We start from the raw sequence: 22,744 nt of genomic DNA on the forward strand, positions 1-22,744 counted from the left end.
GCCATGGAAATGCTCGGGGAAGGCGCGCCCTTCACCACGCCACAGTGGGTGCTCGCCGGCGTCGCGACGCTGATCTGTCTGATCTCGATCTACACCGACCTCAAGGATCGCAAGATCCTGAACGTCGTGACCCTCCCCGCCATCGTGGTGGGGCTGGTGCTCCACCTGGTCTTCTGGGGCTGGTCCCAGAGCACCGGGATGGGCCTGAAGTGGAGCTTCATCGGCCTCGTCGCCGGTGCGCTGCCCTTCCTGATCTTCGTCTCCATCAACGCCCAGTCCTTCGGGATGGGGGATCTGAAGCTGGTGGCGGCCCTGGGGGCGCTCACGGGCTTCCCCTTCATCCTCGACATCTTCGTGCGCCTGGCCCTGGCCGGCGGGATCCTCGCCATCGCGGTGCTGCTCTGGCAGGGGAAGCTCGGCCGGACCTTGCTGGGGATGGTGCGGCGCGAGCGCGCCCCCGAGGGCGCGCAGGGCAATGAAGAGGGGGAAGAACCCTCGACGGAGGGCTATCCCTCGGGAGACAAAAAGGTCTACATTCCTTACGGCGTTGCGATCGCCGCGGGTGCCATCTGGGCCTTCGTGGCTGAATTCTCGAGATCTGGCATGGGGAATTGAGAGATGAGGCGGACGACGAACTTCTACCGGTGGGCGGTTTCCTCTCTTCTCGCCCTTGGGCTGACCCTGGGGCTTTCGACCGCCGCGATGGCAGAGGAAGGTGGGAACATCTCCATCGCCGTCGGCCAGCAGCGCGTCCTCACGGTGAAGGGAATCACCCGGATCTCCATCGGTGACGACAGCATCGCGGCCGTGAAGGCCATCGCCGCGACCAACCAGGTGCTGATCACCGGCGTGAAGAAGGGCCGGACGACCCTGATCGTGTGGCGCTCCAGCGGCCAGCGGGTCTCCTACCTCGTCAACGTCACCATGGTGCCGGCGAGCGAGGTCATCCGCGAGGTGCAGGCCCTGCTGGGCAGCATCGAGGGTGTGACCATCCGCACCGTCGGTGACCGGGTCTACCTGGACGGCTCGGCCTACACCACCGAGGACTTCCAGCGGATCAACGAGGTGACCGAGCTCTACCCCTCGGTGAAGAGCTTCGTGAAGGTCGCCCCCAACGCCAAGAAGCTGGTCGCCAACACCCTGAACCAGGAGCTGCAGCGCGCGGGCCTCAAGAACGTGCAGGCCAGCGTCGTGGGCACCACGATCTTCCTCGAGGGCTCGGTCGAGTCCCAGCAGGACCTCCAGAAGGCCGAGCTGATCACCAAGGCCGTGGGCGAGCGGGTCGAGAACCTGCTGGTCGTCGGTATCAAGCGGATGATCCTCACCGAGGTCCAGTTCGTCGAGATCCGGAAGAAGGGCACCGACAACATCGGCGTCGCCTGGCCGCTCGATATCAACGGCAGCGTGACCTACAACATCGACGTCGCCCAGCCCTTCCAGGCGGGCTCGTCGGTCGGCTGGGTCAACACCAACCCCGACTACAAGGCGACCTGGGGTGGCGGCCTCGAGGCCTCCTCGCCCTTCGCCTTCGGCCTGAACCTCTCCGACGGCTACGGCCGCCTCCTGGCCCAGCCCAAGCTGGTCTGCGCCTCCGGCGAGAAGGCCGAGTTCCTCGCCGGCGGCGAGGTGCCGATCCCGATGATCACCGCCAACGAGATGTCGGTGGAGTACAAGGAGTTCGGCGTGAAGCTGGAGATCCAGCCCACGGCCGACCGCCACGGCAACATCCAGACCCAGATCTACGCCGAGGTGAGCGAGGTCGACGACTCGGTCTCGGTGAAGGTCGGCGCGAACATCAACATCCCCGGCTTCCGCAACCGCCACGTGAAGACGAACGTCACGGTCCGCCACGGTGAGACCATCGTCCTCTCCGGCGTGTTCAACCACGACCAGCAGAAGAGCGTCGCGAAGTTCCCCCTCCTGGGGCACATCCCGATCCTCGGTGAGCTCTTCAAGTCCCGGAAGTTCCAGGAGACGAAGTCCGAGCTGGTCATCTTCGTCATCCCGCGCATCGTGAACCCGGACACCGAGCGCATCCGGAAGACCATCGCGGACATCAAGACGCGCTACAAGCAGGCGCGCCGCCAGGTGAACTTCTCGATCTTCGACTGATCCTCGAGCTCGAGGCGAACGCCTGACCGATGAGGGAGGGGGGTGACCGGCCGGTCGCCCCCCTTCTCGCGTCTGGGGCCCGAGGAAGAGGCGTGCAGCGTTCCGGCGACCCGGGGTATGCTCCCGTATTGCCTGCGGGATCCCTTGCCTCGGATCCGACCCCTCGTTGCCGGGCGCGGGCGGACTCTCTCACAGCTTCAAGGAGCAACAGGCATGGGTTTGACGCTCGTCATCCGGGAGAAGGGCGGCTCCGCCGAGCGGAAGACGTTCTCCAAGGACGCAGTGACCATCGGCCGGGTGGCCGGGAACGACATCGTCCTGGGCAAGGGCAACGTCTCCAAGCAGCACTCGAAGATCGTCCTGAAGGACGGGAAGTTCATCGTCCTGGACCTGAAGTCCACCAACGGGACCTACGTGAACGGCAAGCGGATCACCGCGCCGCAGGTGGTGCGAGGCTCCGACAAGATCTACGTCGGCGACTTCATCATCAACGTGGACGACGGGGCCGACGAGGAGGAGGGCACCGGTGATCTGCCGGCCCGCCGTCCCCGGGAGAGCGTGCCGGCGCCGGTCGCGAGAGGCGGCGGCGACCAGGAGGACGAAGCTCCCCGCAAGAAGCGACGGCGGAAGAGCACCCAGAACATGCCGGCCTCCCTCGCGGCGGCGGCCGAGCGCGAGGCGGCGAAGCGGGCGTTGATGGATCCGCGGATCGAGCGCCAGAACGCCCTCATCCGCGAGATCCACGACCGCCTGGTCGAGTACATGGACCTGCGGCGCCTCGACATGGACAAGATCGGCGACGAGCAGCTCTGGTCCAGGACCGAGCGCGGCGTCACCGACATCCTCGCCCAGATGGACGCCGACGGTGAGCTCCCCTCGGGCTTCGACATCGACGAGCTGAAGACGGATGTCCTCAACGAGGCCCTCGGCCTCGGGCCCCTCGAGGAGTTCCTGGCTGACGACGACATCTCCGAGATCATGGTCAACCACTCCACGCAGATCTACGTGGAGAGGGGCGGCAAGCTGACCCTCTCGCCGAAGACCTTCTCGTCGAACCAGGCGGTGCTCTCGGTCATCGAGCGGATCGTGGCCCCCATCGGCCGCCGCATCGACGAGTCGAGCCCCCTGGTCGACGCGCGCCTGAAGGACGGCAGCCGGGTGAACGCCATCATCCCGCCCCTGGCCCTGAAGGGGCCCTCGATCACCATCCGGAAGTTCAAGAAGGAGGCCCTCGGGATCGAGGACCTCATCGGCTACAAGACGATCTCTCCCCAGGGGGCCGAGTTCCTCCGGGCCTGCATCCAGTCGCGGAAGAACGTGATCATCTCCGGCGGCACGGGCTCGGGGAAGACCACCACCCTCAACATCATCTCGAACTTCATCCCCGAGGGTGAGCGCATCGTCACCGTCGAGGACGCGGCCGAGCTTCAGCTCCGGCAGGATCACTGGATCCAGCTCGAGACCCGGCCGGCCAACATCGAGGGCAAGGGCCGGATCTCGATCCGCGACCTGGTGAAGAACTGCCTCCGGATGCGCCCCGACCGGATCGTCGTCGGCGAGTGCCGTGGCGGCGAGGCCCTCGACATGCTGCAGGCGATGAACACCGGTCACGATGGCTCGCTGACCACGGCCCACGCCAACAGCCCCCGGGACGCCCTGGCGCGCCTCGAGACCATGGTGCTGATGAGCGGCATGGAGTTGCCGGTGCGCGCCATCCGCGAGCAGATCGCCTCCGCGGTGGACATCATCGTGCAGCAGACCCGCTTCTCGGACGGCTCTCGTAAGATCACCCACATCTCCGAGGTCGCGGGCATGGAGGTCGACATCGTCACCCTCCAGGACATCTTCATCTTCAAGCAGGAGGGCTTCGACGAGAACGGCAAGGTGAAGGGCCGCTTCCTGGCGACCGGCTTCATCCCGAAGTTCTACGACGAACTTCAGCGCCGGGGCATCCCGGTCAACATGGAAATCTTCCGGGAAGAGTAGGCGAGAGGCGAAAGCATGTACGTGCTGGTGGTTCGAGAGGCGGATGGCAACGAGACCGAGTACGACCTCGGGGGCGAGGTCATCCTCGGTCGCGACGAGAGCGCAGACATCCGGCTGGGCGACGGCAGCGTCTCCCGGCAGCACGCCCGGCTCTTCATGGAGGACGGGCTCTGCTACCTGGAGGATCTCGGCTCCTCCAACGGCACCTCGATCGCCGGGCGGCCGGTGGTGGGCGCCGTGGTCCTCGAGCCGGGCCAGGAGGCCCAGCTGGGCTCCTTCGTGATCTACATCGAGGATCCCGACGCCCCGTCGGGGGGTCACCAGGAGGACTTCCCCGCCACGGTGGCCGGCGCGCCGGCCCTCGACTCCCAGGGGACCTTCTCCGGGCCCCCGCCGGCGGCGCCCGAGGGGGCGCCCCAGCTCGAGGGCCTCGGCGGCGTGGCCTACGGCCAGACCTGGGATCTCTCCACCCGCAACTCCGTGGGGCGGGTCGAGGGCAACACCATCGTCCTGGCCGATCCCTCCATCTCGCGGCAGCACGCCGAGGTGGTGCTGCGGGGCGCCTCGATCGTCGTGCGCGATCTGGGCTCGTCGAACGGCACCTTCGTCAACGACCAGCCCATCTCGGGGCCCCAGGAGGTCTTCGAGGGCGACATCGTCCGCTTCGGTGACGTCGAGCTGCAGGTGAAGGCCGGCGAGATGGCGATGCCCCTGGCCGCGGCCGCCGACGGCGCGCCGCCGCCTCCGATCCGCCCCGGCGCGCGCCGGAGCGCGCGTAGGGGCTCGGGGGGAGGCTCGGGCGGAGGCGGCAAGAAGAAGCTGCTCCTGGTGGGCGCCACCGTGGTGGTCGCGATCATCGCCGTGGCGGCCGTCCTCAAGCCCAAGCCGCCGCCGCCCAAGCCGGCGGGGAACGACGCGGGAGCGGGCGGTGGCGCCGCCGTCCAGAAGAGCGTCGCCGAGGAGGGCTACCGCCTGATGCGGCAGTGCCGCGCCCAGGCCGAGGCCCAGGAGTGGGCGACCGCCGAGAAGCTCTGCCAGCAGGTGGTCGAGCTCGATCCGATCAACAAGGAGGCCCGGGACAAGCTGCGCCAGATCCAGCTCGACAAGAAGATGGCCCAGAAGTTCCGGGACGCGAAGTCCAAGAAGGACCTCGGCGACCTGCGCATCGCCCTGGAGATCTTCGTCGAGATCGACAAGCAGTCCTACTACTACGGGCAGGCCCAGTACGAGGTGTCCCTCCTGGTGAAGGACATCATCAAGAAGGCCGCCGGCGACTGCCTCGGCAACTACCGGGCGCGGCGCTACAAGGACGCCGTGGACAGCTGCCGCCTCCACGAGAACTTCGCCTGCCAGTGCCCCTCCGAGTACGACAGCACTCAGGTGAGGCGCTACCTGGTCGACTCCGAGCGGGCCACCAAGGTGCCCGTCGAGAAGCGTTGGAAGTGCCCGGTCGAGTACGCCCAGTGGGTGCCCTGCTCGGCGGCGCCGGTGGGGGACTGCGCCGAGGCGGCCACCAAGCGCTACACCGACGATCAGGTCAAGGAGGCCATGTCCGAGTACTGCCAGGGCTCGGCCCTCAAGGGGATGAAGATCCTCAAGAAGATCACCGACAAGTACTCCCACCCCAGCCGCGACCAGGCGGTGGACATCTCCACCAGCATGCAGGTCGTCGAGGGCAAGTGGAAGGAGGGCCAGGCGCTGATCCTCAAGGGCGATCCCGAGGAGGCCGAGCGGGTCTGGCAGGTGATGCTCACCGCCGACGGCAAGATCGTCCCCGACGGCGCCGACAGCTACTACCGGCGGGAGGCGCGCAAGGGGCTCCACCAGGCCTATCGCGACAAGGGCCAGATGGAGATGAACATGGAGCGCTACCCCGAGGCCTACGAGTGGGCCCAGAAGGGCATGCGCGTCGGCAAGGGCGATCCGAAGATCAAGGAGCTGCTCTACCGCCTCGAGCAGCAGGCGGCGGTGGACATCCGCCGGGCGGCCTCCTGCGGCGAGTTCGCCAAGATCCTCGCCTTCACCCAGTCGGATCCCCCGAGCGCCACCCACAAGCAGGCGCAGCAGGAGATGGAGCGGCGCGGCTGCCGCTAGAAGCTGTCAGCTATCAGCCATCAGCTATCAGCCTGGCCGTTGCCGTCTCGGCAGCCGGCGGACGACTCCACGGTCGATCGGTCGCAGAGCGTCGAGGCAGCACGGCAGAGCTGAACGCTGACAGCTGATAGCTCGCGCGGCAGAGTCCGCGCGATCAGCCGTCGGCGGAGGCGCTGCCGCCGCCGCCGGCGGTCTTCTCCTCCAGCTCCTTGCGCTTGCGCTCGAGGGTCGAGAGCAGGCCCTCGAAGCCCTTCTTCTTGATGAGCTGGTTGAACTGGCTGCGGTAGCTCTCCAGGAGGGAGAGGTCGTCGGTGATGACGTCGTAGACCAGCCACTTCCCCTCGCGGCGGTAGAGCTCGTAGTCGATCTTGATCGAGCCCTTGTTGGCGCGCAGCTCGGTGCGGACCTTCACCTCCCCCTGCTCGAGGGCGTCCTCGCCCAGATAGGCCACCGTGTAGTCGCCCCGCTCACTGACCCGGGCCAGGTAGGCGGCCTCGACCAGGGCCTGCATCGTGTCCTGGAAGCGGGTGCGCTCCTCCTCGCTGCGCTCCTCCCAGTGGCTGCCCAGGGCGCGCCGGGCGAGCTCCTTGAAGTCGATGAACCCGTTCACCGCCGCCCGCAGCTGGTCCTCGGCGGCCCCGTGGTCGGCGCCCTCGCCGGTCATCTTCTCGAGCGCGGCGTCGATGCGCTTCTGGCCTCCCTTGAGGGCCGCGGTGGCGGCGGTGCCCTTCTTGCCGGGGGCCTTCTTGGCGGTCTCGGCGAGGGCGGGCGCGGCCAGGAGGAGGGGGATCAGGGCGAGGAGGACGTGGAACGGCCGGATTGGTTGAACCATGGTCCCATAGACATAGCCCGAGCGGATTTATTCTCCTAGCACGGTTGCGCTGCGCCCCTCGGCCTTCAGGAGCTGGGCCTCGGCGATCCGGGCCCGGTAGAGGGCCTGGGAGTGCAGGCTGCGGGTCATCGCCCAGGCCAGGATCGGCTGGAGGAGGTCCTGCACCTCGCCGATCCCCAGCTCGAAGCTGCTCTGGGCCGCGATCACCCAGCGGCGGGCCGTGCGGGTGGCCTGCTCCAGCTGCATGGCCTCCTCCCGGGTGGAGCGCAGGTCTCGCCAGGCCTTCTCGGTCTCGAGCCGGACGGCCCGCTGCACCAGCTCGTTCTGGCGCTCGAGCTGCTTCAGCTCGGCCCGGGTGCGGTCCATCCGCGCCTTCTTCTGGGGAAAATCGAAGGTCTGGCGCAGCAGCAGGCCGGCGCCGGCGGTGACGTAGTTGTAGGGGTCGTAGACGAAGGGGTTGCGCTGGTCGGTGGCCGCGTTGGACCAGGACCACTCGCCGTAGCCGCCGACCAGGAGGTCGGGGAGGAACATCGCCCGGCGCACCTCCAGCTCGGCCTCCCGGGCCTGGCAGGCGGCGTCGAGGGCCATCAGCTCGGGGCGGTTCTCCAGGGCCCGGCCGGTGGAGACCTCCAGCTCGGGGAGCTCGCCGGGCAGCGAGAGGGCCTCGCGCTTCACGGTGGGGGAGTGGTCGCTCTCGTTGCCGGCCAGCAGGCCGATGGCCGCCAGGGACATGGCCTCGGCCTCCTCGGCCTTGCCGCGCTGGGCCAGGAGGTGCTGGAGGACCAGCTCGGCCGCCAGCTTGTCCTCGACGGTGGCCTGCTCCGAGTCGCGGTCCAGGAGCTCCTGCACCTCCTGGATGGCCTGGCGGGCGCGGGCGATGGCGTCGTCGAGGCCCTCGCCGAGCTGGCGGGCGGCCTGGTAGCTCCAGTAGGCGCGGGCGGCGTCGTAGGCGGCCTCATCGGCGGCGATCCGCACCTGGGCGGCGCCCACGTCCACCAGCTTGCGGGTGGCGGTCTCGAGGCCGGCGAGCTTGCCGAAGGTCCAGACGGGGAGGGCGGCGTCCATCCGCGCCCGGGCCAGCACGCCCATCCGGCCGAAGTTCCAGTCGCCCTCCACCGAGGCGTCGGTGATGTTCAGGGGGTCGCGGATCAGGTCGGCCCCGTCGGCGACCCGGGCCTCGGGCACCGGCCCGCCGAAGAGCATCGTGGTGGTGAAGGCCGGGAACCAGGCCCACGAGGCCTCCTGGTGCTGGGCCTCGAAGGCGTCGAGCTGGGCGCGGGCGGCGGCCACCCGCAGGTCGTCCTGCCGGGCCCGGGCCACCAGGGTGGGCAGGTCGAGGGGCTCGTCGCCCCCCACGGCGCCACTGCCCTTCACGTGGACCTTCAGGGCCAGCTCCTCCCCCTTCTTGCTGGCCTGCTCCGCCCCCTGGGTGAGGGGGATGACCCGGCCGGCGAGGATGGGCGGCGGCGAGCCCGCGGTGGGCGGCGTCCCGCCGGCCTGAGCGCGCGCGGGCGCCGGGAGCCCGGCCAGGGCGAGCACGAGCAGTGCCGTGTTTACAGCCCGGGAGATCGCCGCCATGTTGTCCTCCTGATGGCCAAGCGAAACACCGACACACCGGTGCTCTACCTGGTGGATGGTTCCTCTTACGTCTTCCGCGCGTACCACGCCATGCCCCATCTCTCCAACCGGAGGGGAGAGGCCACGGGGGCGGTCCTGGGCTTCTACAAGATGCTCACCAAGACCCTGCGGGAGTCGAACCCCACCCACGTCGGGGTCGCCTTCGACACCAAGGGGCCGACCTTCCGCCACGAGCGCTACGACCAGTACAAGGCCAACCGGGAGGCGATGCCCGAGGACCTGCGGGCGCAGATCCCCCGGATCCGGGAGGTGGTGGAGGCCCTGGAGCTGCCCATCCTCGAGCTGCCCGGCTGGGAGGCCGACGACGTCCTGGGCACCCTGGCGGTGCAGGCCCTGGAGGAGGGCGCCGAGGTGGTGCTGGTCTCGGGGGACAAGGACTTCCTCCAGCTCCTGCCCCGGGGGTTGAAGATCTGGGACGGGATGTTCGCCCGCTGGCTGGACGAGGAGACCTCCCTGAAGAAGCTCGGGGTGAAGCCCGAGCTGGCCATCGAGGCGATGGCCCTCATCGGGGACGCCTCGGACAACGTGCCCGGCGTGAAGGGCATCGGCCCCAAGACCGCCGGCAAGCTCCTGGAGGACTTCGGGAGCCTGGCGGGGATCTACGAGCACCTCGACGAGATCAAGTCCAAGAGCCAGCGCCAGAAGCTGGAGGAGGGGCGCGCGGAGGCCGAGCTCTCGCGGGAGCTGGTCACCATCGATCTCGCGGCGCCGGTGGAGCGCGGCTGGCGCAGCCTCGACTGGAGCCCCGGGCGGCCCACCGAGCACCTCCGGGAGCTCTTCACCGAGCTGGGCTTCAAGCGCGAGCTCGACGAGCTGGAGCGCGAGACCGCCTCCCTGCCGCGGGCGGGGGCCCCGGCCGGCGGCGCCCCGGCCGTCGATCGCTCGGCCTACGAGCTGATCCTCGAGGAGGCCCAGCTGAAGGCGCTGCTGCGCGAGCTGGAGGCGGCCGAGCGCTTCGCGGTGGACACCGAGACCACCTCCCCCGACCCGATGCGGGCCGAGCTGGTCGGCTTCTCCTTCTCGGTGCGGGAGGGCCACGGCTGCTACCTGCCGGTGGCCCACCGCTACGAGGGCGCGCCCGCCCAGCTCCCCCGGGAGCAGGTGCTCGAGGCGCTGCGCCCCCTCCTCGAGGATCCGGCGCGGCCCAAGGTGGCGCAGCACGCCAAGTACGACGCCCTGGTGCTGCGGCGCCACGGCGTCGAGCTGCGAGGGGTGGTGGGGGACCCGCTGCTCTTCGACTACCTCCTCGATCCCGGGCGGCCGGGGCACGGCCTCGACACCCTCGCCCGGGAGGAGCTCGGCCACGAGAACATCCCCTTCTCGGAGGTCGCGGGGAAGGGCAAGAGCCAGAAGACCTTCGACCAGGTCGAGCTCGAGAAGGCGCTGCCCTACGCCGCCGAGGACGCGGACGTCACCCTGCGGGTGGCCGCCCTCCTGGAGCCCCGGGTGCGGGAGGCCGGGCTCTGGGCCCTCTTCGAGACCCTCGAGCTGCCCCTCTCGTCCGTGCTGATGGACATGGAGGAGGCCGGCGTGAAGGTCGACGCCGCCCGCCTCGAGGCGCAGTCCGGGGAGCTGGAGGGCTCCCTCCTGCGAATCGAGCAGGAGATCTACGGCCACGCCGGGCACGAGTTCTCCATCCAGTCGCCCAAGCAGCTCGGGGTGATCCTCTTCGAGGAGCTCGGCCTGCCGGTGGTGAAGAAGACCAAGACCGGCCCCTCCACCGACCACTCGGTGCTGGAGAAGCTGGCCGACGAGCACCCGCTGCCCCGGGCGATCCTCGACTACCGCCAGCTGGCCAAGCTCAAGAGCACCTACCTCGACACCCTGCCCACCCTGGTCCACCCCGAGACCGGACGGATCCACACCAGCTTCTCCCAGACCACCGCCGCGACCGGGCGGCTGGCGAGCTCGGATCCCAACCTGCAGAACATCCCGATCCGCAGCGAGGAGGGCAGGAAGATCCGCGAGGCCTTCGTCGCCGAGGAGGGCATGGTGCTCGTCTCGGCGGACTACTCCCAGATCGAGCTGCGGGTGCTGGCCCACGTCGCCCAGGACGCCGGGCTGATCGACGCCTACCTCGCCGGCCAGGACATCCACGCCCGCACCGCCTCCGAGCTCCTCGGGGTGCCCCTCGACGCGGTCGACGCCGAGCACCGGCGCATCGCCAAGGCGATCAACTTCGGCGTGCTCTACGGCATGGGCGCTTTCCGGCTCTCGCGGGACCTGGGCATCCCCCACGCCGAGGCGGCCGCCTTCATCGAGCGCTACTTCGAGCGCTACCCCAACGTCCGCACCTGGATCGAGCGCACCCAGGCCGCGGCGCTGGCGGACGGCAAGGTCGAGACCCTCCTGGGCCGGCGGCGCCTCCTGCCCGATCTGAAGTCCCCCAACCGCGTCGCCCGGCAGGCCGCCGAGCGGATGGCGATCAACACGCCGATCCAGGGCAGCGCGGCGGACATCATCAAGCTGGCGATGATCTCGGTGCACGCGGGCCTGCCCGCCCGCTGGCCCGAGGCGAGGCTGATCCTCCAGGTCCACGACGAGCTGCTGGTCGAGGCGCCGGCGGGGGAGGCGGAGGCGGTGGGGGAGTACCTGGCGAAGACCATGAGCGGGGCCCTCGAGCTGAAGGTGCCCCTGGAGGTGGAGGTCGGAATCGGTGCGTCCTGGGCCGAAGCACACTAGAATGGGCGCATGAAGCAGGGGGAAGAGAGCGGGGGTGCCGGCACCGCTTCGCGCGCCGTGACCCTGCCCAAGGGGACCGACCTCGAGAGCGCGCCGCCGGAGCAGCTGCGGGAGACCATCGCCTGGCAGCAGCGGCGCTTCGACGCCGTCATCGAGATCGGGCGGGCCCTGGGCCGCACCCTCGACCTCGACACCGTGCTCCAGATCATCATGGAGCAGGTCACCCTGCTCATGGACGCCGATCGCTCGACCCTCTTCCTGCTGGACCGCAGGGCCGGCGAGCTGTGGTCGATGGTCGCCCAGGGGGTCGAGATCAAGGAGATCCGGATGGCCGCGGGGAAGGGCATCGCCGGCTGGGTCGCCCAGACCGGGGAGGTCGTGAACATCCCCGACGCCTACTCCGACGAGCGCTTCAACCGGGAGATCGACCAGGCCACCGGCTACAAGACCGAGTCGATCCTCACCGTGCCGGTCTTCGACAGCCGCCACGAGGTGATGGGGGCGGTCCAGTGCCTCAACAAGCGCGGCGGCCCCTTCACCGAGTACGACGAGGCCCTGGCGGCCTCCCTGGTGGCGCAGGCGGCGGTCTCCCTGGAGAACTCGCAGCTCTACCGGGACCTGATCCAGCGCAACCAGGCCCTGGTCGACGCCCGGTCGGCGCTCGAGCACAAGGTGCAGGAGGTCGACCTCCTCTACAACGTCGAGCGGAGCATCTCGGCCGCGGCGGACCTCGAGGAGACCCTCGACACCCTCCTGGAGCAGTGCTGTCAGGTCATCCGGGCCGAGGCGGCCTCGGTGATGCTGCTGGAGGAGGAGTCCGGCCAGCTCTTCTTCAAGGCGGCCTCGGGCCCCTCGGCCGAGGCCCTCCGCCGGGTGCGCATCGGCCTGGACCGCGGCATCGCCGGCATGGTGGCCCGCCTCGGGGTGGCGCGGATCGTCAACGACGTCAGCCAGGATCCGCACCACGACACCTCGATCGACCAGGAGGTCCACTTCGAGACCCACAGCCTGCTGGCCGCGCCGCTGCGCGCCCGGGGCAAGGTCATCGGGGCGATCGAGGTCCTCAACCGCCAGTCCGGCGGGGGCTTCACCGAGGGCGACCTGAAGCTCCTGGTGCTCATCGCCGGGCAGGCCTCCCGGGCCATCGCCATCCGCCAGGCCCGAGAGGCCGAGGAGAAGGCCGAGCGCCTCTCCCTCCTCGGGCAGATGGTCAGCGGCATCCTCCACGACCTGAAGACCCCGATGACGGTCATCTCCGGGCACGCCCAGCTCATGGCCCTCGAGGACGACGGCGCCAAGCGCGAGGCCCACTGCGAGTCTCTCCTGGCGCAGTTCGACAACATCAACGCCATGACCCGGGAGATCCTCGCCTTCGCCAAGGGCAAGCGCGAGATCCTCGTGCGGCGCGTCTTCCTCAACCGCTTCATCGACGAGACCCGCGAGCTGCTCCAGCCCGAGATCGAGCGCCACAAGATCATCCTCAAGGTGATCGACGGCTACCGGGGCGCCGCGCGCTTCGACGAGGGGAAGATGAAGCGGGTCGTCGCCAACCTGGCCCGGAACGCCTGCGAGGCGATGGAGCCCGGCGGCACCTTCACCTGGGAGATCAGCCGGCAGGACGATCACCTCGTCTTCCGCTTCGCGGACGACGGGCCGGGCATCCCCCCCGAGATGGAGGGGCGCCTCTTCCAGTCCTTCGCCTCCCACGGCAAGAGCTCGGGCACCGGCCTGGGCCTGGCGATCGTGAAGAAGATCGTGCAGGAACACGGCGGGGCCATCACCTACGAATCGAAGGAGGGGGAGGGGACGACCTTCACCGTCACCCTGCCTCTCGCCGGAGAAGACCAAGTATGAGCATCGAAGGCATGACCCGGGAGGAGTTCGCGAAGGCGTCCAAGCTCTTCGGCTTCCTCGACGACGCCGGGCGGCAGCGGATGATGGCGATCGCCCGGGAGGAGCAGTACGCGGCCGGCAGCGTCATCTGCCGGGAGCTGGAGGCCGGCGCGGTGTTCTGGGTGATCCAGGAGGGCGAGGTCCAGGTCTCGGTCGAGGACGTCCTCGACGAGAAGGAGGTCGCCACCCTCGGCCCGCGCCAGTTCTTCGGTGAGATCTCGGCGATCCTCGGGCAGCCCCGGACGGCGACGGTGGTCGCGAAGAGCGATCTGGTGCTCCTGGCCTTCGACCGCCAGCCGGTGCTCGAGATCCTCGACGACTATCCCAAGGTGAAGGAGATCCTCGGCAAGGTCGGGCTGATCCGCTCCGAGGACACCGTCGAGAAGCTGATGTCCGACGACTGATCACCTTCGCCTGCCTTGAAGCTCTCGGACTTCGACTACGAGCTCCCGGGCGAGCGCATCGCCCAGGCGCCGCTCGCCCGCCGCGACGACTCCCGGCTGATGGTGCTGCCGCGCCTGCCGGTCACGGACCCGCCCTCTCACCGGCGCTTCCGGGACCTGCCCGGCCTGCTGCGCGCCGGGGATCTGCTCGTCTTCAACGACACCCGGGTCTTCCCGGCGCGGCTGCAGGGGCGCAAGGCCACCTCGGGCGGCAAGGTCGAGGCCCTGCTCCTCGAGTCCCTCGGCGAGGGCCGCTGGCGGGCGCTCTGCGGCTCCTCCAAGCCCCTGCGCCCCGGGGGCGAGCTCCTCTTCGCGGAGGGGAGGGGCGAGCCGATCCGCGCCTGGATCGAGGAGGCCGAGGGGGAGGGGGTCCAGCGGCTGCGCTTCGAGCTGCCGGACGAGGCGCTCCTCGCGCGCCTCGAGGCCGGCGCCGGCGAGGTCCCGCTGCCCCCCTACATCCAGCGCGAGGAGGACGACGCTGCGGCGGGCGCCGACCGGGAGCGCTATCAGACGATCTTCGCCCGGGAGCGGGGCGCGGTGGCGGCGCCCACCGCCGGCCTCCACTTCACCGAGGAGACCTTCGCCGCCCTCGCGGCGGCCGGGACCGAGCGGACCTTCATCACCTTGCACGTGGGCCCCGGGACCTTCCTGCCGGTGCGGGGGGAGAGCGTGGCCGGACACAAGATGCACGAGGAGAGCTACGAGATCGGCGAGGCGGCGGCCGGGGCCATCGCCGCCTGCAAGGCCCGCGGGGGGCGGGTGATCAGCGTGGGCACCACCAGCCTGCGGGCGCTGGAGGCGGCCGCCAGCGCGGCCGGCGAGCTCGCCGTGGGGCCGGGCCGCACCGAGCTCTTCGTCACCCCCGGCTTCGGCTTCCGGGTGGTGGACGGCCTGCTGACCAACTTCCACCTCCCGCGCTCGACCCTGCTGATGCTCGTCGCGGCCCTGGCCGGCCGGGAGCGGCTCCTCGCCGCCTACCGCGAGGCCATCGACGAGGGCTACCGCTTCTACAGCTACGGCGACGCGATGCTGCTGGTCTGAGGCGGCGCCTGGTTTAGGATGCGCCGATGCTCACGCGCGCACCGGTCCTTCCGCCGCTCCTCCTCGCTGGCCTCCTCGCCGCTCTCGCCGCGGGTCCGGTGGCCTGCAAGACGACGCCCGACGCCCCCGCGGCTCCGCAGCGCCTGACCGTGGTCGGCATCTCGGACTTCCACGGGGCCCTCGAGCCCGTCCTGCTGCGGAGCGCCGGCGGCCGGGAGGTGCCGGTGGGGGGCGCCGCCCTGATGAGCGCCTACCTGGAGCGCATCCGGGAGCGGGCCCCCGGCCCGGTGCTCCTGCTGGACGCCGGCGACATGTACCAGGGCACCCTCGCCTCGGGGATGGCCGAGGGGGCGCCGGTCATCTCCCTCTACGATCACCTCGGGGTGGCCGCGGCGGCCCTGGGCAACCACGAGTTCGACTTCGGGCCGGTGGGCCCCGACGGCGTGGTGCGCGAGGAGGGGCAGGATCCCCGCGGCGCCCTGCGGGCCCGCATCGAGGAGGCGGGCTTCCCCTTCCTGGCGGCGAACCTGCGCGCGGAGGGCGGGGGCGACGAGGTCCCGGAGCCCTTCCAGGCCAGCCACCTGGTGGAGGTGGGGGAGTGGCAGGTCGGCATCGTTGGCCTGGCCTCGATCAACACGGCGAGCACCACCGTGGCCCGGAACCTGGTGGGGCTGACCTTCGTGGATCCGGTGCCGGTGGCCGTGGCCGAGGCCCGCCGCCTGCGGGCGGCCGGCGCCGACCTGGTGATCGTCCTCCTCCACGACGGCTCCTACTGCAGCCCGGCGCTGGGGGAGGGGCTCGAGGGCTGCGCCGAGGGGGAGCTCCTGCGCCTGCAGGCCGGCCTCCCGGAGGGGCTGGTGGATCTGATCCTGGGTGCCCACACCCACGGGCTGGTGGCCCGCCGGGTCGGCAACCGGGCGCTCCTCCAGGGCGCGGCGCGGGGGCAGTTCCTCTCCTGGGCCGAGCTGGCGCCGGGCCAGCCGCCGGTGGTGCACGCGCCGGTGCAGCTCTGCGGGGCCACCGTGCCCGGCGCGGAGGGCCCGACCTGCGAGAAGAAGGCCGTGCAGGCCAGCGAGGTCGAGCCCGAGGCCGCCACCTTCCTCGGCGCCCCGCTCTTGCCCGACCCCGAGGTGGCGGCGCTCGTCGCTCCGGCGCTGGAGCAGGCGAGGGTGCTGGAGGCCCGCCCCCTGGGCGTCTCCCTCGCCGCCCCCTTCACCCGCGCCTACGGCGAGGAGTCGGCGCTGGGGAACCTGGTCGCCGACGCCTTCCGGGCCGCGGTCGAGGGGGCGCAGATCGGGCTGACGAACGGCGGGGGCCTGCGGGCGGACCTGCCGGCGGGGGAGATGCGCTGGGGGCATGTCTTCCAGGCGCTGCCCTTCGACAACCACCTCGCCGTGCTGAAGCTCGAGGGGGCCCAGCTGCGCCGGCTGGTGCAGCACGGGATCGACAGCGGCCACGGCGCGCTCTCCTACTCGGGCCTCTCCCTCGAGGCCCGGGGCTGTGAGCTCCTCTCCATCCGGATCGGGGAGGCGCCGCTGGACGACGCGGCGACCTACACCCTCGTCACGAACGACTACCTGAGCGGCGGGGGCAGCGGCTTCGACACGCTGGCGATCCCGGGCGACCGGATCGAGGTCCTCTGGGAGCGTCCCCTCCTGCGCGAGATCGTCGCGGACCACCTCGGTGGGCTCCAGGGGCCGCTGGAGCCCGCGAGCTACTTCGACCCGGCCTCGCCGCGGCAGCGGCGCGACGGGGACTGCAAGCCCGCCCGGAAGGCGGGCTCGTGAGCGCCCCCCTCTACGAGCTGCTGGCGACGGATCCGAGCGGCGCCCGCCGGGGCCGCCTCCACCTGCGCCACGGCACGGTGGAGACTCCGGTCTTCATGCCGGTGGGCACCGCGGGCAGCGTGAAGGGCCTCGACCAGCACGAGCTCGAGACCCTGCTGGAGGTCGAGATCCTCCTGGGCAACACCTACCACCTCTACCTGCGGCCGGGGCACGAGCTGGTGGCCCGCCACGGCGGCCTGCACCGCTACATGTCCTGGCCCCGGAACATCCTCACCGACTCCGGCGGCTACCAGGTCTTCTCCCTCTCCAAGCGCCGGAAGATCCGGGAGGAGGGGGTCGAGTTCCGCTCCCACCTCGACGGCTCGCGCCACCTCATCTCGCCCGAGCGGAGCATGGAGATCCAGCTGGCCCTCGACAGCGACGTGATCATGGCCTTCGACGAGTGCCCGGCCACCGACGCCCCGCGGGCCGAGGTGGCCTCGGCCGTCGAGCGCACGACCCGCTGGCTGGATCGCTGCATCGAGGTCTGGCGGCCGGCCCGGGAGGCGGGGAAGGGCGAGCTCTTCGGGATCGTCCAGGGCGCCCTCGACGGAGAGCTCCGGGACGAGCACACCGCGATCCTCCTCGAGCGGGACCTCCCCGGCTACGCGGTGGGCGGCCTCGCCCTGGGCGAGGAGCCCGCGAGGATGCGGGAGATCGCCCACCGGGTGGCCTCCCGGCTGCCGGCGGACCGGCCCCGCTACCTGATGGGGGTGGGCTTCCCCGAGGACCTGCTGCGCTGCATCCCCCTGGGGCTGGACATGTTCGACTGCGTCCTGCCCACCCGCTGCGCTCGCAACGGGCTGCTCTTCACCTCCTACGGCCGGCTGCCCATCCGCAACGCCACCTGGAAGGACGACGAGCGCCCGATCGACCCCTCCTGCGCCTGTCCGGCCTGTCAGCGCTACAGCCGGGCCTACCTCCGGCACCTCTGCCGCTCGGGGGAGCTCACCGGGATGAAGCTCTCCACCCTGCACAACGTCTGGTTCTATCTCACGCTGATGCGGGAGGCGCGGCAGGCCATCGAGGAGGGCCGCTACGAGGCCTTCGCGGCCGAGAGGCTCGAGCGGCTGGGCCGGGGCCCGGCCGAAGCCTAAGTCCCCGGGATCGCGGGCTTTCGACCGGAAGCGGTGCTCTTGTGGCCCCCCCCACCCGGTGGTAGGGTGCGCGCCCTTTAGCGCCCCTTCGAGCGCACTCCTTCCTTCTCGCAGGTGAACCCCATGTTCTCGTCGATCCCCACTCTCCTGGCCCAGGCCGCGGATGGCGCGGGTGGCCCTCCGGGCTGCGGTGGCGTCAACATGATCCCGATCCTGCTCATGTTCGCGGTGGTGTATTTCCTGATCCTGCGGCCCCAGAGCAAGCAGGCCCGCGAGCACCAGAACCTCCTCGGCGCCCTCAAGAAGGGTGACGAGGTCGTGACGCAGGGCGGCATCGTCGGCAAGGTCTTCGCGGTTCAGGACCACCTGGTGACGCTCGAGATCGCCCGCGACACGCGCATTCGCATCCTCAAGACCAACATCAGCTCGCTGTACACCTCGCCCGCCGCGGAAGCGGACGGCGAGTAACGAGAGCCGGAGAGACCGATGGATCGTGGCTGGATCACCAAGCTGGGAATCGTCATCGCACTGACCGTGGCAGCGGTCTGGATGCTCTTCCCCACCTACGTCTACTTCTCCCTGCCTGCGGAGGAGCGCAACGACGCGACGACCTACGAGAAGGCCGTGCCGAGCTGGATGCGAACCCAGCACCTGACCCTCGGCCTCGATCTCCAGGGCGGCATCCACCTGGTGATGGGCGTCGAGGTCGAGAAGGCCGTGATGGACCGGGTCCAGCGGCGGGTGGACGAGATCACGTCCTACGCCAAGGACAAGGAGATCGCCCACGGCAAGATCAAGGCCGACGTGAAGGAGCCGCTGCTGCGGGTCGAGCTCACGGCCGACCAGCGGGAGCAGTTCGAGAGCGAGATGCTCGGCTACTTCCAGGACATGACCCTGGTCACCTCCTTGGAGTCCGGGCTCGAGCTGGCCTTCACCGCCGACACCGTCGAGCGCATTCGCACGTCCGCGGTGGATCAGGCCGTGAAGACCATCCGCAACCGCGTCGATCAGTGGGGCGTCACCGAGCCGCAGATCATCCGCCGCGGTGAGGACCAGATCCTCATCCAGCTGCCGGGCGAGAAGGACCCCGAGCGGGCCAAGGGCCTCCTGGGCAAGACCGCCCAGCTCGAGTTCCGCATCACCCAGGATCACCAGACCGGCTTCCTGGTCGAGAACCAGGCTCTCCTGCCGGAGGGCGTGACCCTCAAGACGGACCGCGGCCGCGGCCCCGAGGGTGAGGTCGCCACCCACTACCTCGAGGCCAGCGACCGCCGGCCCCTCGACCAGGCCAAGGAGGCGCTGCTGCCCCACACCCCCGAGGGCACGACCCTGGCCTTCCAGAAGATCCCGGCCCCGGACGGGACCGCGACCTACCGCACCTACCTGCTGACCGCCGCGCCCGGCATCACCGGCGACTACCTCGTCGACGCCCGGGTGGCGACCGACTCCCAGCAGAACGGCCGCCCCTACGTCGCCTTCGAGTTCGACCAGGAGGGCGCCCGGATCTTCGGCGAGCTCACCGAGGCGAACGTGAACCGCTTCATGGCGGTGGTCCTCGACAACATGGTCGAGTCGGCCCCCGTCATCCAGAGCAAGATCACCAACCGCGGCCAGATCACCCTGGGCAGCTACAAGTCGAACCAGGACCTCTTCATCGAGGCGAACGACCTGGCCCTGGTGCTCAAGGCCGGCGCGCTCCCCGCGCCGGTGCGCATCCTCGAGGAGCGGACCGTCGGCGCCACCCTCGGCCCCGACCTGATCCGCCGCGGCCTCTTCGCGCTGATGATGGGCGGCATCCTCGTGCTGCTCTTCATGCCCCTCTACTACAAGGCCTCGGGCCTGGTCGCGAACCTCACCCTGGTCCTGAACGTGCTCTTCCTGCTGGCGATGCTAAGCGCCATCGGCGCGACGCTCACCCTGCCGGGCATCGCGGGCATCGTCCTCACCGTCGGCATGGCGGTGGATGCGAACGTGATCATCTTCGAGCGCATCCGGGAGGAGATCGAGGCCGGCAAGACGGCCTGGGCCTCCATCCAGGCCGGGTACGAGCAGGCCTTCTCCGCGATCCTCGACGGCAACGTCACCACCGGCATCGCGGCCCTGGTGCTCCTGCAGTACGGCTCCGGCCCCATCAAGGGCTTCGCCGTGACCCTCTTCGCGGGCATCCTCTCGACCCTCTTCACGGCCTACTACGCCAGCCGAGTGTTCCAGGAAGGCCTCAACCGCAACTCGAAGACGGTGAGCGTCTAGGGAGCCACGATCATGCAGCTCATCGGAAAGACCAACTTCGACTTCGTCGGCAAGCGCCGGACCGCGCTGATCTTCAGCCTGGTGGCCGTGCTCGGCACCACGCTGCTGCTCACCACCCGGGGCCTGAACCTCGGCGTGGACTTCGCCGGCGGCACCGAGATCCAGCTCAAGTTCTCCAAGGACGTGGACGCGAACACCCTGCGCAACACCATGAAGGAGATCGGCTTCGACAAGGCGTCGGTGCAGGTCTTCGGCGAGGAGGGGACCAGCGAGTACCTCGTGCGGGTGGAGCGGATGAGCCTGCTCACCCCCGAGGAGCACGGTCAGATCGTCTCCGAGCTCAAGGGCAAGCACGGCGAGCAGGTGACCGTCGGCGACTATGATCCCAACAAGGGTGACGCCGTCGAGGTCATCTCGACCGAGGAGATCCAGCGGGAGACCTTCGACACCATCGTGAAGGACGCCGGGCTGGCCCTCGACGAGGTGCGGGCCCTGCGCCGGGGCACCGGCTGGCAGTACACCCTCATCCTCGAGGGCGTCTCCAAGCGCCTGACCGAGCAGCTCGAGGCCCAGGTGGGCGAGGGCACCGTCGATCTGCGCCGGGTGGAGTACGTCGGCCCGCAGGTCGGCAAGGAGCTGCGGCGCCGCGGCTTCCTCTCGCTCTTCTACGCCTGCATCTTCATCCTCATCTACCTGGCGATCCGCTTCGACTTCTCCTTCGCCCCGGGCGCGGTCGTGGCCCTGGCCCACGACGCCTTCCTGGCGGTGGGCCTCTACGCCGTCACCGGGCTGGAGTTCAACCTGACCTCGATCGCGGCCATCCTGACGATCATCGGCTACTCGGTGAACGACACCGTGGTCATCTACGACCGGGTCCGGGAGAACCGGCAGCGCTTCTCCGGCCGGGGTCTCTCCGACCTGATCAACCAGTCGATCAACGAGACCCTCTCCCGGACGCTGATCACCTCCGGGACGACCGTCCTCGCCCTCATCGGCCTGCTGGTCTACGCGCAGGGGACGATCCGGGACTTCGCCATCGCGATGACCTTCGGCATCCTCGTCGGCACCTACTCGACGGTCTTCATCGCCTCGCCGATGGTCCTGGCCCTCGAGGGGCTGATCAACAAGAAGCTCGCCAAGTCCTCGACCGCCCGGGCCTGAAGCCCCGGGCGCCTCCCGCCTCCCGACTCCCGGCCCCCGGTCAGTCGCGGAGGCGGTGGAGATCGGAGAGGGTCCACTCGGTGGTGAAGAAGGTCTCCGCCTCCGGCGGGATCGGCTTCTTGCTGCGGAGGATGGCCTTCACCCAGGCCTCGGTGCGCTCCTCGCGGGGGGCGCCGGCCGAGAGCTGCAGCGGCGCCTCGATGATCTTCTCGTTGTGAGCCTGGCAGAGGCCGAGCACCCGCTCGGAGATCTGCCGGCTCATCTGGTCGAGGATGGTCTGCTCCAGCTCCTCGTCGGTCTTGGGGAAGACGAGGGGGTCGGCCTCGATCTGGGCCCGGGGCAGCGCCCGGTGGGTGCTGTCCTCGGTGGAGGCCTCGGCGCGCAGGATGGTGCTCGGGATGGCGAGCTCGCCGGTCTCCAGGTCCTTGGCCGCGATGCGCACCTCGAGCTCGGCGCGACGGGTGACGTCGGCGATCTCCAGCTCGACCTCCTTCTCGATCGCCTGGTCGATCATCTTCGGGGTGTCTGCCAGGCGGCGCCGCGCCAGGCCGAGCTCCTTGGCGGCCGCCTCGGCTGCCTGCCGGGCACCGGAGGCGGTCTGCCGGGCGTCGGAGAGGGCCTGCCGCAGCTGCTCGGTGTCGGACTCGGGCGGGGCCTCGGCGAAGCCGATCTCCCGCTCGCTCACCTTCCCCAGCGCCGCCTTGTACTCGGCGACCGCCGCCTCGAGCTTGGCCTGACCCAGCGTCACCGCCTCGGCCGCCTCGGCCTTGGCCGGGTTCGGGACCCGGCGGCTGCCGGCGACGTAGCGCTTCTGCTCCGTGCGGGTCTTGCGCTGGGAGAGCACCGCGTAGTTCTCCACGGCGAGGCGCAGGCTCGCCCCGGGGCCCTCGAGGGCGACCCGCACCAGCTCGAGCCCCTCACAGGTGGCGTTGTCCTCCAGCGCGCCGAGGGTGCGCACCAGCTCCACGGCCACCCGGCGCCGGGCGGCGCCGCCTGCGCTGACCTGGAGCTCGGTGGCGTAGCCGTTGGCCTCGCGCGCGGCGAGGCGGGCATCGAAGATGCGGGCGACGACGTCGTTCTCCCCCGGCGCGACCTCCTCCAGCCGGAGGAGCGAGACGAGGGCGTTCCCCGGGCGCCCCTCGCGCAGGTGGCGCTGGGCCTCCCGGGAGAGCTCGTCGCTGTAGGCGTGCCGGGCCGCGGAGAGCACGCTGACGGCCTCGGGGTCGTCGGGCGTGAGATCGGCCGCGCGGTCGGCGGCGTGGAAGGCCCGATCCAGCTCGCCGGCCCCGGTGGCCACGATCACCTGATCGAGGTGGGCGCGGGCCAGCCGGGGGCGGAGCGGCGCGAGCGCCGGGGAGCCGGCGTCCAGGGCCTCGGCCTCGAGGAAGAGCCCGTCGGCCCGGGCCAGCTCTCCGAGGTTGAGCGCCGGCTCGACCTCCCGGGCCAGCTCGGCGGCCAGCTGGCGCTCGGCCTCGGCCAGCCGGCTCTGCGCCGCGGCGTCGCGGGGATCCTTCTCGAGGGCCGCCGCGTAGGCCGCGCTGGCCTGGCGCCAGAGACCCTTGGCCGCGAGATCGTCGCCCCGGCGCAGCTCCGCCGAGCCGAAGGGGCACGCCGTCAGAGAGAGCCCCAGGAGCAGGCAAGACAGGAGCGAGCTCCCCCGGTTCGTGATCGCAAGCCGCATCGCGCGGC

General features: G+C 70.3%; 16 protein-coding genes. 13 read left to right on the plus strand and 3 right to left on the minus strand.

The genetic code is table 11. The annotated features are described in order from the left end of the window. The first annotated feature begins 3 nt into the window (after nt 1-3). The 4 genes from P1V51_06345 (at nt 4) to P1V51_06360 (ending at nt 6,192) form a co-directional block, all read left to right on the plus strand. Entirely contained in the window at nt 4-615 is a 612-nt protein-coding gene (locus tag P1V51_06345; GenBank protein MDF1562642.1) for an A24 family peptidase, read from the plus strand. Between the two features lie 87 nt (nt 616-702). Further along, the gene (locus tag P1V51_06350; protein MDF1562643.1) at nt 703-2,112 is read left to right on the plus strand and encodes a pilus assembly protein N-terminal domain-containing protein; all 1,410 of its coding nucleotides are present in this window, start codon (nt 703-705) and stop codon (nt 2,110-2,112) included. 213 nt (nt 2,113-2,325) lie between these two features. After that, entirely contained in the window at nt 2,326-4,098 is a 1,773-nt protein-coding gene (locus P1V51_06355; GenBank protein ID MDF1562644.1) for an ATPase, T2SS/T4P/T4SS family, read from the plus strand. Between the two features lie 15 nt (nt 4,099-4,113). Beyond that, a complete protein-coding gene (locus P1V51_06360) occupies nt 4,114-6,192 on the plus strand; it encodes an FHA domain-containing protein (protein ID MDF1562645.1) in 2,079 nt (692 codons plus the stop codon). A 154-nt stretch (nt 6,193-6,346) separates the two neighbouring features. Here P1V51_06360 and P1V51_06365 read toward each other — a convergent pair whose 3' ends face one another. Together P1V51_06365 and P1V51_06370 are read right to left on the minus strand one after the other, a co-directional pair. Beyond that, complete coding sequence (locus P1V51_06365) at nt 6,347-7,024, minus strand: ABC transporter substrate-binding protein (protein ID MDF1562646.1); 678 nt, start codon at nt 7,022-7,024, stop codon at nt 6,347-6,349. Between the two features lie 27 nt (nt 7,025-7,051). After that, nucleotides 7,052-8,602: a TolC family protein gene (locus tag P1V51_06370; GenBank protein ID MDF1562647.1), complete on the minus strand. Its 1,551-nt coding sequence runs from the start codon at nt 8,600-8,602 to the stop codon at nt 7,052-7,054. 12 nt (nt 8,603-8,614) lie between these two features. Between P1V51_06370 and polA the strand changes: the two genes are divergently transcribed. From polA to secF, 9 genes are all read left to right on the plus strand, one after another. Further along, nucleotides 8,615-11,344, plus strand: coding sequence for a DNA polymerase I (polA, locus tag P1V51_06375; GenBank protein MDF1562648.1), 2,730 nt, complete (start codon nt 8,615-8,617; stop codon nt 11,342-11,344). A gap of 9 nt (nt 11,345-11,353) precedes the next feature. Beyond that, on the plus strand, nt 11,354-13,198 hold the full coding sequence (locus P1V51_06380; protein MDF1562649.1) for a GAF domain-containing sensor histidine kinase: 1,845 nt from the start codon (nt 11,354-11,356) through the stop codon (nt 13,196-13,198). Then, on the plus strand, nt 13,195-13,641 hold the full coding sequence (locus P1V51_06385) for a cyclic nucleotide-binding domain-containing protein (GenBank protein ID MDF1562650.1): 447 nt from the start codon (nt 13,195-13,197) through the stop codon (nt 13,639-13,641). The genes P1V51_06380 and P1V51_06385 overlap by 4 nt, the downstream gene beginning before the upstream one ends. 15 nt (nt 13,642-13,656) lie before the next feature. Then, entirely contained in the window at nt 13,657-14,721 is a 1,065-nt protein-coding gene (queA, locus tag P1V51_06390) for a tRNA preQ1(34) S-adenosylmethionine ribosyltransferase-isomerase QueA (protein ID MDF1562651.1), read from the plus strand. Between the two features lie 26 nt (nt 14,722-14,747). After that, the gene (locus tag P1V51_06395; GenBank protein ID MDF1562652.1) at nt 14,748-16,508 is read left to right on the plus strand and encodes a bifunctional UDP-sugar hydrolase/5'-nucleotidase; all 1,761 of its coding nucleotides are present in this window, start codon (nt 14,748-14,750) and stop codon (nt 16,506-16,508) included. After that, nucleotides 16,505-17,644 (plus strand): tRNA guanosine(34) transglycosylase Tgt, encoded by a 1,140-nt coding sequence (gene tgt, locus P1V51_06400; protein MDF1562653.1) that lies wholly within the window; start codon nt 16,505-16,507, stop codon nt 17,642-17,644. Before P1V51_06395 ends, tgt begins: the two co-directional genes overlap by 4 nt. 123 nt (nt 17,645-17,767) lie before the next feature. Continuing rightward, nucleotides 17,768-18,112 (plus strand): preprotein translocase subunit YajC, encoded by a 345-nt coding sequence (yajC, locus tag P1V51_06405; protein MDF1562654.1) that lies wholly within the window; start codon nt 17,768-17,770, stop codon nt 18,110-18,112. Between the two features lie 18 nt (nt 18,113-18,130). Further along, the gene (secD, locus tag P1V51_06410) at nt 18,131-19,894 is read left to right on the plus strand and encodes a protein translocase subunit SecD (GenBank protein ID MDF1562655.1); all 1,764 of its coding nucleotides are present in this window, start codon (nt 18,131-18,133) and stop codon (nt 19,892-19,894) included. 12 nt (nt 19,895-19,906) lie between these two features. Next, nucleotides 19,907-21,055 carry a protein translocase subunit SecF gene (gene secF / locus P1V51_06415; GenBank protein ID MDF1562656.1) on the plus strand — a complete coding sequence of 383 codons (1,149 nt, stop codon included), beginning with the start codon at nt 19,907-19,909 and terminating at the stop codon, nt 21,053-21,055. Between the two features lie 40 nt (nt 21,056-21,095). On the opposite strand, the gene P1V51_06420 is transcribed toward secF, so the two are convergent. Further along, nucleotides 21,096-22,736 (minus strand): hypothetical protein, encoded by a 1,641-nt coding sequence (locus tag P1V51_06420; GenBank protein MDF1562657.1) that lies wholly within the window; start codon nt 22,734-22,736, stop codon nt 21,096-21,098. Nucleotides 22,737-22,744 lie beyond the last annotated feature (8 nt).

This window comes from Deltaproteobacteria bacterium (assembly GCA_029210625.1).
Taxonomy (GTDB): domain Bacteria; phylum Myxococcota; class Myxococcia; order SLRQ01; family SLRQ01; genus JARGFU01.

What these genes read in the sequence shown, in the direction of transcription:
- P1V51_06365 (MDF1562646.1), bottom strand. Translation starts at nt 7,024, where the DNA reads ATGGTTCAACCAATCCGGCCGTTCCACGTCCTCCTCGCCCTGATCCCC.
- P1V51_06345 (MDF1562642.1), top strand. Translation starts at nt 4, where the DNA reads ATGGAAATGCTCGGGGAAGGCGCGCCCTTCACCACGCCACAGTGGGTG.
- P1V51_06370 (MDF1562647.1), bottom strand. Translation starts at nt 8,602, where the DNA reads ATGGCGGCGATCTCCCGGGCTGTAAACACGGCACTGCTCGTGCTCGCC.
- secD (MDF1562655.1), top strand. Translation starts at nt 18,131, where the DNA reads ATGGATCGTGGCTGGATCACCAAGCTGGGAATCGTCATCGCACTGACC.
- secF (MDF1562656.1), top strand. Translation starts at nt 19,907, where the DNA reads ATGCAGCTCATCGGAAAGACCAACTTCGACTTCGTCGGCAAGCGCCGG.
- P1V51_06380 (MDF1562649.1), top strand. Translation starts at nt 11,354, where the DNA reads ATGAAGCAGGGGGAAGAGAGCGGGGGTGCCGGCACCGCTTCGCGCGCC.
- P1V51_06395 (MDF1562652.1), top strand. Translation starts at nt 14,748, where the DNA reads ATGCTCACGCGCGCACCGGTCCTTCCGCCGCTCCTCCTCGCTGGCCTC.
- polA (MDF1562648.1), top strand. Translation starts at nt 8,615, where the DNA reads ATGGCCAAGCGAAACACCGACACACCGGTGCTCTACCTGGTGGATGGT.
- P1V51_06385 (MDF1562650.1), top strand. Translation starts at nt 13,195, where the DNA reads ATGAGCATCGAAGGCATGACCCGGGAGGAGTTCGCGAAGGCGTCCAAG.
- P1V51_06420 (MDF1562657.1), bottom strand. Translation starts at nt 22,736, where the DNA reads ATGCGGCTTGCGATCACGAACCGGGGGAGCTCGCTCCTGTCTTGCCTG.
- yajC (MDF1562654.1), top strand. Translation starts at nt 17,768, where the DNA reads ATGTTCTCGTCGATCCCCACTCTCCTGGCCCAGGCCGCGGATGGCGCG.
- P1V51_06355 (MDF1562644.1), top strand. Translation starts at nt 2,326, where the DNA reads ATGGGTTTGACGCTCGTCATCCGGGAGAAGGGCGGCTCCGCCGAGCGG.
- P1V51_06350 (MDF1562643.1), top strand. Translation starts at nt 703, where the DNA reads ATGGCAGAGGAAGGTGGGAACATCTCCATCGCCGTCGGCCAGCAGCGC.
- P1V51_06360 (MDF1562645.1), top strand. Translation starts at nt 4,114, where the DNA reads ATGTACGTGCTGGTGGTTCGAGAGGCGGATGGCAACGAGACCGAGTAC.